10 protein-coding genes are annotated in these 16,450 nt (G+C 50.0%); 7 read left to right on the top strand and 3 right to left on the bottom strand.

Annotated features, from left to right (window positions below; genetic code table 11):
- Positions 1-11: 11 nt before the first annotated feature.
- Positions 12-755: a MurR/RpiR family transcriptional regulator gene (locus BHE18_RS17980; RefSeq protein ID WP_071619883.1), complete on the bottom strand. Its 744-nt coding sequence runs from the start codon at positions 753-755 to the stop codon at positions 12-14.
- Positions 756-943: 188 nt separating this feature from the next.
- Between BHE18_RS17980 and BHE18_RS17975 the strand changes: the two genes are divergently transcribed.
- From BHE18_RS17975 to BHE18_RS17940, 7 genes are all read left to right on the top strand, one after another.
- Complete coding sequence (locus tag BHE18_RS17975; RefSeq protein WP_071619882.1) at positions 944-2,899, top strand: fructose-specific PTS transporter subunit EIIC; 1,956 nt, start codon at positions 944-946, stop codon at positions 2,897-2,899.
- 144 nt (positions 2,900-3,043) lie between these two features.
- Positions 3,044-5,683 carry a glycoside hydrolase family 38 C-terminal domain-containing protein gene (locus BHE18_RS17970; RefSeq protein WP_071619881.1) on the top strand — a complete coding sequence of 880 codons (2,640 nt, stop codon included), beginning with the start codon at positions 3,044-3,046 and terminating at the stop codon, positions 5,681-5,683.
- A gap of 209 nt (positions 5,684-5,892) precedes the next feature.
- On the top strand, positions 5,893-7,581 hold the full coding sequence (locus BHE18_RS17965; protein WP_071619880.1) for an alpha-amylase family glycosyl hydrolase: 1,689 nt from the start codon (positions 5,893-5,895) through the stop codon (positions 7,579-7,581).
- A 102-nt stretch (positions 7,582-7,683) separates the two neighbouring features.
- Complete coding sequence (locus BHE18_RS17960; protein WP_071619879.1) at positions 7,684-8,808, top strand: glycerate kinase family protein; 1,125 nt, start codon at positions 7,684-7,686, stop codon at positions 8,806-8,808.
- A gap of 167 nt (positions 8,809-8,975) precedes the next feature.
- Positions 8,976-9,173, top strand: a complete 198-nt coding sequence (locus BHE18_RS17955) for a hypothetical protein (RefSeq protein WP_071619878.1) — start codon at positions 8,976-8,978, stop codon at positions 9,171-9,173.
- A 196-nt stretch (positions 9,174-9,369) separates the two neighbouring features.
- Positions 9,370-11,295 carry a BglG family transcription antiterminator gene (locus BHE18_RS17950; protein ID WP_071619877.1) on the top strand — a complete coding sequence of 642 codons (1,926 nt, stop codon included), beginning with the start codon at positions 9,370-9,372 and terminating at the stop codon, positions 11,293-11,295.
- Between the two features lie 338 nt (positions 11,296-11,633).
- Positions 11,634-13,595: a fructose-specific PTS transporter subunit EIIC gene (locus BHE18_RS17940; protein ID WP_071619875.1), complete on the top strand. Its 1,962-nt coding sequence runs from the start codon at positions 11,634-11,636 to the stop codon at positions 13,593-13,595.
- A gap of 209 nt (positions 13,596-13,804) precedes the next feature.
- On the opposite strand, the gene BHE18_RS17935 is transcribed toward BHE18_RS17940, so the two are convergent.
- The gene (locus BHE18_RS17935; protein ID WP_071619874.1) at positions 13,805-14,764 is read right to left on the bottom strand and encodes a glycosyltransferase family 4 protein; all 960 of its coding nucleotides are present in this window, start codon (positions 14,762-14,764) and stop codon (positions 13,805-13,807) included.
- 152 nt (positions 14,765-14,916) lie between these two features.
- The gene (locus BHE18_RS17930) at positions 14,917-16,407 is read right to left on the bottom strand and encodes a glycoside hydrolase family 32 protein (RefSeq protein ID WP_071619873.1); all 1,491 of its coding nucleotides are present in this window, start codon (positions 16,405-16,407) and stop codon (positions 14,917-14,919) included.
- Positions 16,408-16,450 lie beyond the last annotated feature (43 nt).

Genomic DNA, 16,450 nt, shown 5'->3' with positions numbered 1-16,450 from the left:
CGTCCCAACGCTCACTTCATTACCGTCTTCAAATAAAATTCAAAGATCAAATCGATGAGCACGACCATCGTAGACCGCGGTGTCAGGTCATACCCGGCAAATTGGACTTTTTGGACGTCGGCGCTGATGGAGTTTCGGGTGATTTTCGCGAGGGTGCTGTCGGCCGAGTTGGTGATGGCGAGGGAATCGGCGTTCTTGTAGCGGATTTTCTCGGCTGCCCCGACGATCGTTTTCGTCTCGCCGCTGGATGAGATGAAGACGATCAGGTCATTCGGCTGCACCATATTCGGTAGCAAATCGATGATATGCGATTCGTACACATACGAGGTCGGCTTGTTGACCTGCATCAATAACTTGCTGAAGTACTCCCCGACCATTTTGGTCAAACCGACCGACACAATCATCACCCGGCCGGCGCGTTCGATCTGCCCGCTGATCTTCTCCAGCTCCTCGACCCGCAGCGAAGACAGCGTCCTCCCCATGTCCTGGCTGTAGCGGTCGAGCATATTTTCGGCCGGGCCGACGTTTTCATCAATGCTTTTCAGGACAAACTTAAACTCAGAGAAGCCTTCAAGCCCGAGCTTCCGGCACATCCGCACAATCGTCGTCGTGCTCACGCTGTTGCTCTCGGCCATCGCGGTGAGCGACTGATTTTTTGCCGTATCCAGATGTTCCTCGACGTAAAATAATACATGCTTTTCCGCATGCGTCAGTTCCCCGATGCTTGATGCGAACCGATCCAATACCTTCCCCATAATAAATGCTCCTTTATAAAACCGTTCATTGTAGTTTCATTATACCCAACCAGAAACATGACAAGGCTTTCATTCTGTACAATTATACTTTTTATGTACCGTTTCGACAAGATTCGCTATGTTATAACTAGATTGTAAGGGATTTCATAAATATCATTCATTTTTAATAATAGAGAGGTGAACCTCACATGGAACTAAGAAAAATGACAGATGAACAGCTTATCATGTTCGACGTCGATTCAACATCCAAGCACGAGATCCTCGAGAAACTCGCCGGGGCACTCCATGAAAAAGACATACTTACTTCCAAGGAAGATTTTTTGAAAGCGGTTTTAGAAAGGGAGCAGATTTCCCCGACCGGACTTGAAGCGGGGCTCGCAATCCCACACGGGAAAAGCACTTCGGTCAAGAAAGCGGCCTTCGCCGTAGCAAGGCTCAAAAACGGAATCGATACGTGGGAAAGCATCGACCCGAACAACAAGGTCCAGCTCGTATTCCTGCTGGCGATCCCGGATGCGGAAGCCGGCTCGACTCACTTGAGCGTCCTGTCAGAATTGAGCACAAGGCTGATGGACAAAGCGTACATCGATAATCTGATGAACGCAGCCACTCCGGCTGAATTCCTCGCAGCCTTAGACAGCAGGGATACAGTGGTGGAAGAACCACAGGAATATACAAAAACGGTCCTTGCCATCACGGCATGTGCCGCGGGAATCGCGCACACATATATGTCGGCCGAGGCGCTTGAAAAAGCCGGCCGCGAAATGGGAATCCGCGTCATCACCGAGAAACAGGGTGCGAACGGGATTGAAGATGCCCATAAGGGAGCGATTTTAAAAGAAGCCGATGCGGTCGTATTCGCCACCGACATCGCGCCTAAAAATAAAGAGCGCTTCGCAGGCAAGCCTTACGTACAGACGCGTGTGGCCGAGCCGCTTAAGAACGCGAAAGACATCCTGAACCGCGCACTGACGAACCCGGACGGAACCGTCGCGGGTGACGAAAATGAAGATGACATCAATGCATCTTCCGGCAATAAGCAAGGCTTGCTCGCCGAAATCACGCAGGCGGTCATGACGGGTATCTCGTACATGATCCCGGTCCTCGTCGCGGCAGGGCTCATGATGGGGATAGCGAAACTGGCGGCCATGCCGTTCGGACTCGTTGATCAAATCCATGACATCAAATATGCGACCCACTCTAACGAACTGTTCGTCATCCTGCACCATCTCGATAAATTCGGGGGAATGATCTTCAAGTTCATGTATCCGATCTTCGGTGCCTTCGTCGCGTACTCGATCGCCGACCGCGTCGGACTCGTCTCCGGTTTCATCGGAGGGGTGTTCGCAGCAGGACTTCACTACACCTTCTGGGGAGTCGAAGGCGGTATCCCGTCCGGATTCCTCGGCGCGTTGATCCTGGGACTGACGGCCGGTTATGTTTCGAAATTTTTAAATGAAAAAATCAAGCTCAACAAAAACCTGATCGCCATGAAGCCGATGCTGATCATCCCGGCGATCTCGGTTCTGACCATATTCTTCTTGAACTTCTACATCGTCGATCCTGTTTTCGGAGGATTGAATGCACTACTGAGTGATTGGATCACGGCTGCACAGGGTGCCGGCAACGTCGTACTCGCAAGCATCATTGCAGCAGCTACAGCCTTTGACCTTGGCGGACCGATCAATAAAGCCGCAGGAGCCATCGCAATCGGCCTGGCTGCAGACCAGATTTATCCGCTGACAGCGCGTGTACTGGCCATCGTCATCCCGCCGATCGGGCTCGGGCTGGCAACGGTCATCGACAAATACGTCGTCGGCCGCCGCGTATTCGACGCCAACCTGCGTGTCGCAGGAAACACATCACTGCTGCTTGGCTTCATCGCCATCAGTGAAGGAGCGATTCCATTCATGCTCCGCAACCCGCTGATCACGATCCCGATCAACATCATCGGTGCAATTCTTGGTTCAGTAACGGCAGTACTTCTAGGTGCCGTCCAATGGTATCCGCTTCCGGCTGTATGGGGATGGCCGCTCGTGGAAAACCTCTGGGCATACCTGATCGGACTCGTCGTAGGTGCAGGCTTCATCGCATTCGCGAACATCTTTATCCGATTTGCTATTTTGAAAAAAAATGAACGATGATAGGTGCTGCGCACGGACTTGGCCGGACTTCCGGTCCGCCCGCCGCGTATGGCCATTGTCACAAATATAGTCGATAAAACATAAAAGGGGGCCCGGGTCGAGTTTTTGACCTGGACTCCTTTATCTATTATTGGAGGGAACATCATGAAGAAACGTGTCTACGTCGTACCGCACTCCCACTGGGATCGCGAATGGTATTTTACAATAGAAGATTCAAACGTCCTCTTAGCGGAAAACCTCGATCATCTTTTGGACGTCCTTGAAAGAGATGAAGACTACACAGGCTACGTGTTCGATGCGCAGTCAAGTGTCGTCGAGGAATACCTGAAGGTCCGCCAGGAAAACCTTGACCGCTTGAAGCAGCTGGTGGAGGCGAAGCGGATTTTCATCGGACCGTGGTACACACAGACCGATTCGCTATTGGTAAATAAAGAATCGATCATCCGCAACCTGTTGTACGGAACGAAGATATCCGGCAGCTTCGGCCACAGCATGAACTGCGGATATCTCCCTGATATTTTCGGACAGAACCAGTACCTGCCGTCCATCTTCAAAGGATTCGGCATCGACAACAGCGTGCTGCAGCGCGGAATCTATACGGATCAGCTGAAAGGCGACCTGAACTTCACATGGAAATCCCCTGACGGCGAAACCGTGGATGCGAACAACATCTACTTCGGCTACGGCCCGGGGAAATTCCTTGAAGCATCGGAGGAATACAAGGAAGAGCGCTTGTTCCCAATTTTAGAGAAACTGGCCGAAATGAATGCGAACACGGATAACCTGTTATTGCCGGCGGGCGGGGACCAGGTCCTTGTACGCGAACATTTTCCTGAAACGATCAAGAAGCTGAACGAAGACTCTTCGGAGTACGAGTTTGTGCTGTCTGATTACGAAACGTTCATGAAGGACACATGGGAAGACGGTGCTGCGTTTTCAAATGTAATCGAAGGCGAGTTGACGGCGACCCAGAAGTCCCGGATCCACAACACGATCCGTTCGCAGCGCTATGATATCAAGAAACTGAATTATGAAGTGGAACATAAGATTTTAAACGTGCTGGAGCCTTTGGCGGTCATCGGTCAGTCGCTTGGATTCCGCTACCCTCAGGCATGGCTCGACGGCATGTGGAAGCAGTTATTCGATGTCCACGCCCATGACAGCATCGGCGGCTGCAACTCCGATGACACGAACCGTGACATTGTGCACCGACTCGAGAAAGTGAACCGCATCGCGGACGGGCTGTTGAATATTTTGAAGAAGCAGATGACGGAAGCGGTCAGCCGCCGGGTTGGTCAGGATAATGTGTTTGTTTTCTTCAATACGAATGCGAGCGTGTTTGCCGGTCCGGTTGAGGCGGTACTGTTTACGAAATCGAGTCATTTTAAGGTTTGCGGTATGGACGGATCCGAGGTGGCCGTTGAAGCGGTCGATCAAGAATACATCAGCGGCGGGAAGAAGATCGTCGTGACCGCGGAAGGCGAGAAGCAGGTCGAGGTGCCTGGCTATTACCGTACGGTGGTGATGGCTGAATTGAAGGATGTTCCTGCGCTTGGTTACCGGACGTATTTGGTTGAGGAAGTGGAAGACGGTTTGCGGAAGCTTTCGGAAGATGCTGCGAAGACTTCGATCGAGAATGAATTTGTGAAAGTGGAGTTTGTGGATGGGAATGTGACGCTGACTGGGAAAGAGACGGGTGTGGAGATCCCTGAACTGCTGCGCTTTGAAAATGTGGCGGATGCCGGTGATTCGTATGACTTCTCACCTCTTGAGGGAGACGGGCCGATTTTGCTTGAAAAAGGAGAATTGCTGTCTGTTGAGACTGGGGCACTGTCCGGGAAAATGATGATCAAGCATGAAGCTCTTGTTCCTGCGAATCTCGAAGATCGCCAGTCCGAGGTTAATTCCGAGTCATTGGTGATCGTCACGACATTGGAGCTGCGTAAAGATGAGAAAGTCGTGCGCGTCCAGCATACGATTGACAACTCGGTCGAGGACCACCGCGTGCGGGTGCTATTGAATACGGGAACGGCCGATCCTGCGTCGTCATTTGCCGATCAAGGCTTCGGATTGATCGAGCGAAGCGTGGATAATCCTTATATGAAGGATTGGAAAGAGAACGGCTTTGCCGAAGCACCGGTGCCGATTTACTCGTTGGAGAATTTTGCAGGCGTAGCCGGTGATGGCGTAACATTTGCAGCCATCACCCGCGGTATCAAGGAATACGAAGTCGTCGGCGGCTCATTGGCCTTGTCCCTGTTCAGAAGCGTCGGTCTCCTGGGAAGAGACGACCTGGCATGGCGCCCGGGCCGCGCGTCCGGCATCAACAACAAAGTGGTTTACACCCCGGATGCACAGATGAAGCAGAAGATGGAGTTTGAATACGGAGTGTATGTCGGAACCGATGAGCCTGAGATGCTTTTCGGTGAAACCGATCACTTCGTCGGCCGTCACGTTTCGTACCAGAAGCAAAGATTGAACACATTTGAAGAACGCCTCGAGCGGTTTGAGATACCATATCCGGTTGAGGGGCTCGACGATTCGGTGTCTCTGCTGCATGTTCTGGGCAATCCTGCTGTTGTGATGAGCAGCTGCAAACGAGCGTACGATGACGCTTCAGTCATTGTCCGATTCTTCAATCCGACTGATATGGTGCAGACGTTTGAATTAGACAGCATATTTGATTCGGTTACGGTTGTTAATTTGGCCGAGGAAGTGCTGGCCGCAGCGGGAAGTGAACTTGAGATTAAACCTAAAGGACATTTGACATTGAAACTGTCGTAGTTTGCTTGGGACAGGGGCTCGGCCGTGGTGGGACAGGGGGACAGGTACGTTGTCCCATTCATGGATGAACCTTGTTCCTGAAAGTGGGACAGTGAACCTGTCCCCGCGTCCCATTGTCTCGAAGCCCCCTTTTTAGATAAAAACAATATCCAATAATAGAGGGTTTTGACCCCAATCCGGTCGAACAAACAACAAAAGAAGGTGAAACCATGACAAAAAACGAACTACTAACTAACATAGAAACCAGACTCAAATCCATTTACGGCGAAGAGTATAAAGAGGAATATCTAACAAGCTTCACAGAGCTGATGGAAAAATGGAGCAGCCATGCCTTCGAAAAGACGGCACCGGTCTCAGAAGTAAACGTCTACCTGATCACTTACGGCGACAGCATCTATGAAGAAGGAAAACCGACGCTTGAATCGCTGCGCTCTTTTTTAAACAAAAAAGCGAAGGGAACAGTCACGGATGTCCACCTCCTTCCGATGTTTCCGTACACGTCGGATGATGGTTTCTCGGTCGTTGATTATCGTCAGGTGGATTCAAAACTTGGTGACTGGGACGACATCAATGACTTATCTCATGATTACCGGCTGATGTTCGATTTCGTGGCCAATCACATTTCGAAGTCCAGCGAGTGGTTCCAGGGATACTTGAATGGCGATGAAAAATATCAAAACTATTTTATTCCGAAAGATGGCTCCTTCGATGCAAGTGAAGTGGTCCGTCCGCGGACGTCGCCGCTTCATCATGAGTACGAAGGGAAAGACGGAGTGAAAACGGCCTGGACTACGTTCAGTGAAGACCAGGTTGACGTCAATTTCCACCATTTCCCGGTGCTCGTCGAGATGACGGACATCCTTTTGGAGTACGTGAGCAAAGGCGGGACAAGCATCCGCCTCGATGCGATCGGGTTCATCTGGAAGGAGTCGGGCACGACGTCGATCCACCTTCCGCAGGCTCATGAAATCATCAAGCTTTGGAGAGATGTTGTCGACTTTTTCAAGCCGAATACACAAATCATTACAGAGACAAATGTGCCCCATAAAGAAAACATCAGCTATTTCGGAGACGGCACCGATGAAGCGAATATGGTATATCAATTCACGCTTCCGCCGCTCGTATTGCACTCGTTGACCACTCATAATGGCGCCAAACTGACGGAATGGGCGAAGACAATCGATACGGTTTCGGATACGGCGACTTATTTTAATTTCCTTGCCAGTCATGACGGAATCGGCATGCGTCCGACGGAAGGCATCCTGACCGAGGGTGAGAAGCAGATGCTTGTTGAAAAAGTGAAGGAAAACGGCGGCCGTGTGTCGTATAAAGCGAATAGTGACGGCAGTCAGTCCGTCTACGAACTGAATATTAATTATTCTGATGCGCTTGTGAATAAGGGTGAGGATACAACTGAGGAGATGGAAGTGGCAAAAATGCTTGCTGCCCACTCAATACTCCTGTCATTCGTCGGTGTTCCGGCGATTTACTATCATTCACTGCTCGGTTCCAAGAATTACGAAGCCGGGGTGGAAGAGTCAGGCATCAACCGCCGGATCAACCGCGAGAAGCTTGAACTCGGAACCATTCTGGAAGAATTGGAAACAGACTCCCGCCGGAAAGGGATCTTCGGAGGACTGCAAAACATGATTGCGATCCGCCAAAAAGAATCAGCGTTTTCTCCTTATGCGGGACAGGAAGTGCTGGAACTTGGTGAGAACCTGTTTGGATTGAACCGTGTGAATGATGAAACGGGTGAAAAAATCACGTTTGTCGTGAACCTTGATTCCAGCAGAGTCGAAGTTGAGCTGCCGGAAGCAGGAGTCGACTTATTAAGCGAAAAAGAAGTGAGTGGGCTGGTTGAATTGGAACCTTATCAATTTGTGTGGATTAAATAAAGAAGCGGGACGCGGGGACAGGTACACTGTCCCACCTGCCTATTTTCAAGATGGATTTTGGGACACGGTACCTGTCCCTCTGTCCCTTAGGAGTGTGTGGAGATGAAGTTTTTGGTTGCGGCTGATTCGTTTAAGGATTCGCTTTCGGCGTTTGAGGTTGGGGAAGCTGCGAGGGAAGGGATTCTTGCGGCGATGCCTGATGCACAGATAGAGAATTCCCCGATGGCGGACGGCGGGGAAGGGACGATTGATGCGCTGCTCGCCGGGATGGACGGTGAGGAAAGGGAAGCTTCTGTTCATGATCCGCTTATGAATAGGATCAAAGCCCTCTATGCTGTATTGGATGAGGATACTGTTTTTATTGAAAGTGCACGGAGCAGCGGTCTTCCTCTTGTCCCTTTTAAACTGAGGAATCCAATGAAAACCAACACTTATGGCCTTGGTGAGCAGATTAAGGATGCCGTTAAGAACGGCTACCGCAATATCGTCATCTCGCTTGGCGGAAGCGCCACGAATGACGGCGGGGTCGGGATGCTGCAGGCGCTTGGTTGGAAGTTTTATGATGGAGATGGCATTCTGATCGGTAATGAAGACAATCCGTTACTGAAGGTGGCTTCCTTCACGGATGAGGAAAAAATACTCGAACTTGAAGAATGCTCCTTTACCATTGCCAGCGACGTCACCAACCCTTTTTACGGTGAAAACGGAGCAGCACATATTTTCGGCAGGCAAAAAGGGGCAACAGACGAGGATATTGTTGAATTGGATGCAGCCTTCCGGAATCTGGCCGGAATTTTCAATAGTAAGTACGGTGTCGACCTCCAATCAGTCGAAGGCTCCGGTGCAGCCGGCGGACTCGGCGGTGCAATCGTGGCCGGGTTGAAAGGCAGGCTTCAATCAGGTGTTGAAACAATTGCCGGACTGACCGGACTGGAAGAAAAGGTCGCAGCTGCCGACGTGATCTTTACCGGGGAAGGCAGCCTCGACCGCCAGTCCCTTATGGGAAAGGTCCCTGTAGGGGTCGCTAAGCTAGCCAAGAAGCACGGCAAGAAAGTGATTGGGATTGCCGGCCGGGTGGATACGGATTTGAAAGAAGTCAATCAGTATCTGGACGCGGTGTTCTCCATTCAGACCGAGTGCCGGACGCTTGAGAAGGCTCTTTTGAAAGAGGTTTCCCGAGAGCAGGTGCGCACCACGGTGGAGCAGATTGTAAGGTTGTTAAAATAGAAAAGTGAGGGACAGGTATCGTGGATTAAGCCACCATACCTGTCCCTTCGGTTTTTTTAAGAACGTGAAACACGGTGCCTGTCTCCATGGTTTTTGTCCCTAATAATTGAATCACCCACCCCACTTCTATATACTTTTCCTTAAAAGAACTTTACGAGGTGAAAATCATGGCGGATGAATTAGCATTTAAAAGGTGGAAATCCTTAGAACCGGGAATAAGAAAGAAGCTTGAATCGAATGTTTTTTGCAGGAAATGCGGGGTGACGACAATCGTGGACTATGAAGTCGAGTACACGAATTCCCAGTTCACATTAAAGGGATCCTGTCAGAAATGTCACGGTCCGGTGGCAAGAGTCGTCGATTAGAGGGGATAAGGAGGGGAAATGTACCACGGTGCCTGTCACCGTGGTTCTGCAGCGTGGTCCCCGTGCCTGTCCCTATGGTTCTCTGCCGTGGTTCTGGCAAGGGACCTGACCCCGCGGTTCCAGGTCGACTAAAAGGAAAAAGATGTGGAAGTGAGCCGCGGGATCTGTCTCCGCGGCTCGTAAAGTAGGTGTAATCATGAACGATAGACAGCAGGAAATGGTGGGCATTCTTTTGCGTCATTCGAATCGGTTCTTGCTTGTGAAGGACATCACCGAAGAATTGAATTGTTCTGAGAAGACGGTGAGGAATGATTTGAAAGTGATTGAAGCGGAGCTGAAGGGGTATTCTTCGGCGGCGCTGGTGAGGAAGCCGGGGCTGGGTGTCTGCCTGGAAGTGGATGAAAACGATAAGAGTAAGATCTATCGAGATCTTTATATAAACGGTACAAAAGAAAACCGCATGGAAGAAGAGGACAGGCTGATCGAGATTGCCTTTGAGCTGCTGATGAGCCCGAGTGCCGTTACGGTTGGGGAACTTGCAGCGGAATTTTATGTCAGCAAGTCTGTTATAAAAAAAGATCTGGACCTGCTTGGAAACTGGCTGGGCTCATTTGATCTGACTGTGGAGACGAAACAGAGGATCGGACTGACGCTTGAGGGGACGGAAAAGGATAAGCGTTCGGCCTTGGCCCGCCTGCCTGAGCTTGTGAATACAAATAATGATTTTATTAAAAATCAGTTCTCTCCTCATGAAATCTCTTCAATCACCGCCTGGATGAGGGATCTCCAAAAGAAATATGCCCTCTCTTTCACGGACGAATCCTTTGAACGGATTGTCCTCCACTCGCTTCTGATGTTGAAGCGGACCAAGCTCCAGCAGTTCATTGCGATGCCGGATGAAGAGGTCGAATCTTTAAAAGGGCATAAAGAATACCGCTGGGCGGGTGAATTACTGGATAGAATGGAGCAGGCTTTTTCCATTCGTTTTCCGGATTCGGAAAGGGCATATCTGACGCTGCACTTCCTTGGCGGTAAATTTTTGCAGATGAACGAGGTTGAGTCAGACGGGACTGACGAACTTCTTTCAAAAGTCATCACGGCTATGGTTAACTCGTTGTCCAGAACGCACGCGGTTCATTTTAATCATGATGAAGAATTATTGGAGGGACTGCGGGTCCATCTGCATTCCACCCTCAATCGGCTGAAGCACGGGCTGCCGGTTTCGAACGTAATGCTGCAGGAAATCAAAAAGATGTATCCCTATCTGTTTGATCAAATCCTTTTTGCAATCGAGGAGATGAACCAAACACTGCCGCTGGAGATACCTGAGGAGGAAGCAGCTTATCTGACCCTGCATTTCCAGGCGTCACTGGAGAGGCTCAAAAATAAGCATCTCGCAGTGAAAAAAGCGGTCATCGTCTGTCACATGGGGATCGGGATGTCACAATTGCTGAGAACCAAGATTGAGCGGAAATTCCAGACGGTACAGGTGGAAGACTGCATTGCGCATTCTGAGCTGCAGGCCTTCTTGAAGCGCCGCGCGGTTGATTTTATCATCAGCACGATCTCTCTGGAAGCTGCAGGGAAGCCTTATATTGTGGTGTCTCCCTTATTTGATAAGGTTGATGAGGAACGGCTTGTTGAAATGGTCAGTCAGCTCGGAAAAGCGCCGCAATCAAGCGGAAAATCGATGATTTTAAGCTGCACAGACCCGTTCCTCGTATTCCCTCATCTCCAGGAAACGAATAGATATGAAATCATCAAAAAGCTGTCACTGGACCTTTTTAGAAAGGGATATGTGGAAAAGGAATATACCGAAAGCGCGATGATCAGAGAAAGGCTGGCAGCTACGACAGTGGGGGCAGGGATTGCGATCCCGCACGGAAATCCCAAATATATCAGGCAGTCCGTCATCGCTATCGGAACCCTGACGGAACCGGTCGAATGGGGTGCGGAGAAAGTGTCACTGGTCTTCCTGCTGGCAGTCCGCGATGATAAACAGGAAAAGGTGAAGCGGCTGTTCCGGGAGATTTCGCTGTTAAGTGAGGACCCGGACAGGATTCAATCTGTTTTAAAAGAGAAGGACCGCTTGCAGCTTCTTTCAAAATTTAATGGATTTTGAAGAGATAAAATCCGAACTGATTTGCCTTAAAGCATGCAAACCTGTTCGGGTTTTTAGGTAGAATGTACAGTTAGATATTAGCTCTTTCCAGCGGTTGATTGGAGTGCAAGACGAAGACTCCTGCGGGGAGAGTAGCTTATGTGAGACCCCGCAGGCTTGCCGAGGAGGCTCACGGGCTACCCGCGGAAAGCGAAGTCTTGCACGGAAATCAATAGCGGTGTATAGAGCCTTTTTTATTTTTGCCATTTTACCGCAGCCTCCGGTAAAAGTTGCTCCTTTTAAACTGACAATCAAGCGTTATAGTAAATGTAAGCGATTACGAAAAAGGAGAGACAGAGATGAAACTTTTAGCCATCACATCATGTCCAAACGGTATCGCCCACACTTATATGGCTGCTGAAAACCTTGAGAAGGCAGCGAAAGAGATGGGCGTCCAGTTAAAAGTCGAAACCCAGGGATCGATCGGGGTGGAGAACGAATTTTCAAAGAAAGACATTGAAGAAGCGGACGGCATCATCATTGCCGCCGATAAAACAGTCAATAAAGACCGATTCCACGGCAAGAAATTGTTGGTTGCCGGGGTGCAGGACGGAATCCGCAAGCCCGGGCAGCTGATCAAGAAAGTGATGAGCGGCGATGTGCCTGTCCATCAATCGAGTTCTGCAGAAGCGGCGGGCAAGAGTGAGAAGAAGGAGAACCCGGTCTACCGCCACTTGATGAACGGGGTTTCCTACATGGTTCCGTTCATCGTTGTCGGCGGATTGCTGATAGCCGTGGCGCTGACACTTGGAGGGGATAAGACGCCGGGCGGGCTCGCCATTCCTGACGACTCGTTCTGGAAAAGCATCGAAGCGATCGGAGGGGCTTCCTTTATCTTCATGGTGCCGATCCTTGCCGGGTTCATCGCCTACAGCATTGCAGACAGGCCGGGGCTGGCACCCGGTGTAGTCGGCGGTTATATCGCGGCGAATGGAAGTTTTTACGATAGTGAAGCAGGGGCTGGATTCATCGGCGGGATCATCGCCGGTTTCCTTGCAGGTTATGTTGCCCTTTATATTAAGAAAATCAAGGTACCGAAGGCGCTCCAGCCAATCATGCCGATCATCATCATCCCGGTGTTCGCATCGCTCATCGTAGGTCTTGCCTTTGTATTCTTGATCGGGGCTCCCGTAGCGGGCGTGTTCACCGTGCTGACGGACTGGCTCGCAGGCATGCAGGGGACAAGCTCCATTCTGCTCGCGCTCATCCTCGGAGCGATGATCTCCTTTGACATGGGCGGTCCGGTCAACAAGGTCGCATTCCTATTTGGATCTGCCATGATCGGGGAGGGAAACTATGAAATCATGGGGCCGATCGCGGCTGCCATCTGTATCCCTCCAATCGGTCTTGGACTTGCGACCTTCATCGGTAAAAAGAAATTCCAGCCTGCTGAACGGGAAACAGGCAAAGCATCGTTTACGATGGGACTGTTCGGCATCACAGAGGGGGCGATCCCGTTCGCAGCGCAGGATCCACTGCGAGTGATCCCGAGCATCATGGTCGGGTCGATGACGGGTTCCGTCATTGCCATGCTTGGCCATGTAGGGGACAGGGTTGCCCACGGCGGACCGATCGTCGCAGTTCTTGGAGCGGTCGATAATGTGCTGATGTTCTTTGTTGCCGTGATTGTTGGTTCGCTCGTTACGGCCGTGGTGGTGAATTTGTTGAAGAAGGATGTTCAGGAAGAAGGATCTTTGGATTTGGCCGGAGCAGGAAGTGCTGAAGAGAGTATGGAAAGTCAGGGGGTTCAGCCCGAACCGGTTGAGGGAGAGATCGAGAGGACAGTTACAGAAGTAGATAAAATCAATCAACTGACAGACATTACAAATCTGGATCTGATCAACATTGATCTCGAAGGGTCGTCCCGCGACGATGTCATCGACGAAATGATCCAGTTGCTGAACAAAACCGGCAGTATCACGTCTGCCGCTGCATTCAAAGAAGCCATTCTGAACCGTGAAGAAGAAAGCACAACCGGAATCGGCATGAACATCGCCATTCCGCACGGCAAGTCCGGCGCCGTCACAAAACCAAGTGTCGTCTTCGGAATCAAAAGGGACGGCGTGGACTGGAACAGCCTCGACGGTTCCGATGCGAAACTGATCTTCATGATCGCCGTCCCTAAGGAAAGTGAAGGGAATGAGCACTTGAAAATCCTTCAGCTCCTGTCACGTCAGCTCATGGATGAAGAGTACCGCGACAAGCTGCTCAAAGTGAAGACAAAAGAAGAAGCCTATAAGTTATTGGAAGAAATCAAATAAATGATAAAAGCCCGTCCCTTCGTGTAAAAGGGACGGGCTTTTGTGTGGGACAGGGGGACAGGGACAGTGTCCCATTAAAGATGTAAAAACTGATTATCAAGCACGGTTATCAGGGGCAGAGGGACAAGGGACCAGTCCCCCCGTCCCGTTTTGCAGGGGAAAGGGGAATCCTTGGTTTCGGAAGGGACAAGGGACCTGTCCCCCTGTCCCTATAAGGATAGCAATATGAATATGGCTGAGGCGCTTGTGGTGATGCATAGTAAGTAGATGAGCATGACCACTTGGACTTGTGACAGCCCGTAATCCAACAGTCTGTGATGTAAATGGAGTTTATCGGCTTGAAAGATGGATCTGCCCTGCCGTAATCTTTTTAAAAATACAAAAATCGTATCAAAAATGGGGATCGCCAATATGAGCAGAGGGATGTTGATCGTGATGAGAGTGATGGTCTTCATGGCTCCGATCACTGAAATTGCCCCTATCATGAATCCGAATAATGTTGAGCCTGTATCTCCCATAATGATTTTTGCGGGAAAAAAGTTATGAGGCAGATAGCCGATCGCAACTCCCAGCATGAGGGCTGACAGGAATGCAGAAACGGGCTGATTCATCAATAATGAGGTGATCAGGAAGGTGAATGAAAATATACCGGCCATTCCGCCTGCCAAACCATCCAGACCGTCCATGAAATTGATTATATTGATGATGAAAATGATCCATACCATTGTAAACAGCTTCCCTATGACAGGCGAGAGCTCCATATAACCTAATATAGGAATATCGATCTGCGATACATAGTCCCCAAATTGAACGACCAGGAATGCAGCGATGGTTTGGACCAGCAGTCTGGGGAAGGGTGAAAAGTCTTTTGACTTGGTTTTATAGTAATCATCTATGAATCCGATCGTACTTAAAAGAATAATGGCTGCCGCCAGCGTCAGGGTTTCGTTCAACGTTAAAAAATCCAGCCGATAAAAACAGAATATCCCTGTAAGGGTGATCCCTGTAAAAACCACCCCTGCAAGCATAGGGAGGGGTTTTTTATGTACTTTCCGGTTGTTGGGATTGTCCACAAAGTTGATTTTGATTGCAACGGGAATAATGAGCTTGACACCGATATAGGTGCATAAAGAAGCGAGCAGGACGATTATCAGAGATAACGTGATCATATATTATTTGCTCCTTTGGATAGCAATGAGTCTACTAATCATAGTTTTCATACAGTATAGTACAAGATTCAACTTTTTTCTACAATTAGTAAAAATTTCAATTTAAAAGGAATATAAAAAAAGAATGGGACAAGTTATCTGTCCCATTCACCTTAAAGTGATTGATTACTAACCAAACGATAGTGTGAATGCGTACCTCGCATTTTCCCGTCCGCAAACACTTTGATCCCCGTTGATTCCTTATGAGGGAAGACCCTCGCAGTGAATACCGTTTTACCTCCGTTGATAAAAATCTCCACAATACTGCGGTCAACGAAGATCTGGAGTTCAACAGAGTCGCCGATTTCAAGGTCTGAGCTTCTTTCAAAGCCATGCTCCGCGCCGAATGCGTCCGCAAAATTCTCCCGGTCTAAAGTGACGGTTTGCTCCGTGCGGTTGAACTCCAGTACAAGTCTTTCAGCTTCAGATGAGCACAGCTGCAAACCAAAGATCTCAGATTCTATTGATTCCAAGGAAAGTACAAGCTCGTACTGATCAGACCCGGTACTGATTCCTGTACTTCCCTGATCCAGACTGAACTCGCCTTCCGCCGGCTCCAACCGAAGTTTCTCAAGCTCCCTTGCCGGCTTCTGAATCAGCCTGCCGTCCACGACATCAAGCTCTCGCGGAATCGTCAGGCAATGCGCCCAGCCTTCCTTGTCTGAAGGGTAATCCATCTCGCCCATGCCGGCCCAGCCGAACAGGAGGCGCTCCTTGTTTTTTCCTTCAAAGGTCTGAGGGGCGTAGAAATCGAAGCCTTTGTCCAGTTCATGATGGCTCTCGACCTTGAATGTTAGGTTTTCGATATCCATTTTGCCAAGAACATAGATTACATTATAAAGATTCTGATAGGCATGTTTCCCGGCCTCAAGTCCCTGAGGTGAAACCACGAATACATCCTGCCCGTTCAATTCAAAATAGTCCGGGCATTCTAGCATGTAGCAGGTGTCAGGCAGGTTCAATTCCAGCTCCAGCTCGCCTTTGAATGACCAGTCACGAGCATTGCTTGATTCGTAGACGATGATGGCGCCGGTCAGGTTGGATCGCTGGGCACCGAGCAGCATATAATAGGTGTCATTTTTCATGAACACCTTCGGGTCGCGGACATGCCCCGTATACCCCTCCGGAACGCCCTCGATGATCGGGTTCTGCTCATACTTGCGGATCACGCCATCCTTGTCCATGATCGCGAGGCACTGGTTCGCCGACCGTTCCTCGGCGCTGTATTTGATGTTGCCGGTATAGTAAAGGTACAGTTCCCCGTCGACTTCGATCGATGCCCCTGAATAGGCCCCGTGTGATTCGTAGTTTTCGACAGGGACGATGGCCGTGGGAAGCCTATCCCAATCCAGCAGATCCTTTGATTTCACGTGCGCCCAGTGCTTCATTCCGTGAGTGGGGCCGAATGGATACCATTGATAAAAAACATGGTATTCCCCGTTGTAGTAAGCGAGGCCGTTCGGATCGTTCATCAGCCCGTAGCCGGGGTGGATATGATACGCAGGCTTCCAGGCGGAAGACGCGGATTTTTCCTGCAGCTGCCCGAGCTCATTTTCTTTTGCATCGAGGATCGTGCGGTACTTTGGTTCGGTGTATCTGTTCATGCTTGTCAAATTCCTTTCGTGAAAGAGATTTTCCCTTGCGCGG

The sequence above is a fragment of the Rossellomorea aquimaris genome (assembly GCF_001877785.1).
Lineage (GTDB): Bacteria > Bacillota > Bacilli > Bacillales > Bacillaceae_B > Rossellomorea > Rossellomorea aquimaris_A.
This window is presented reverse-complemented; position numbering and strand designations above follow the sequence as displayed.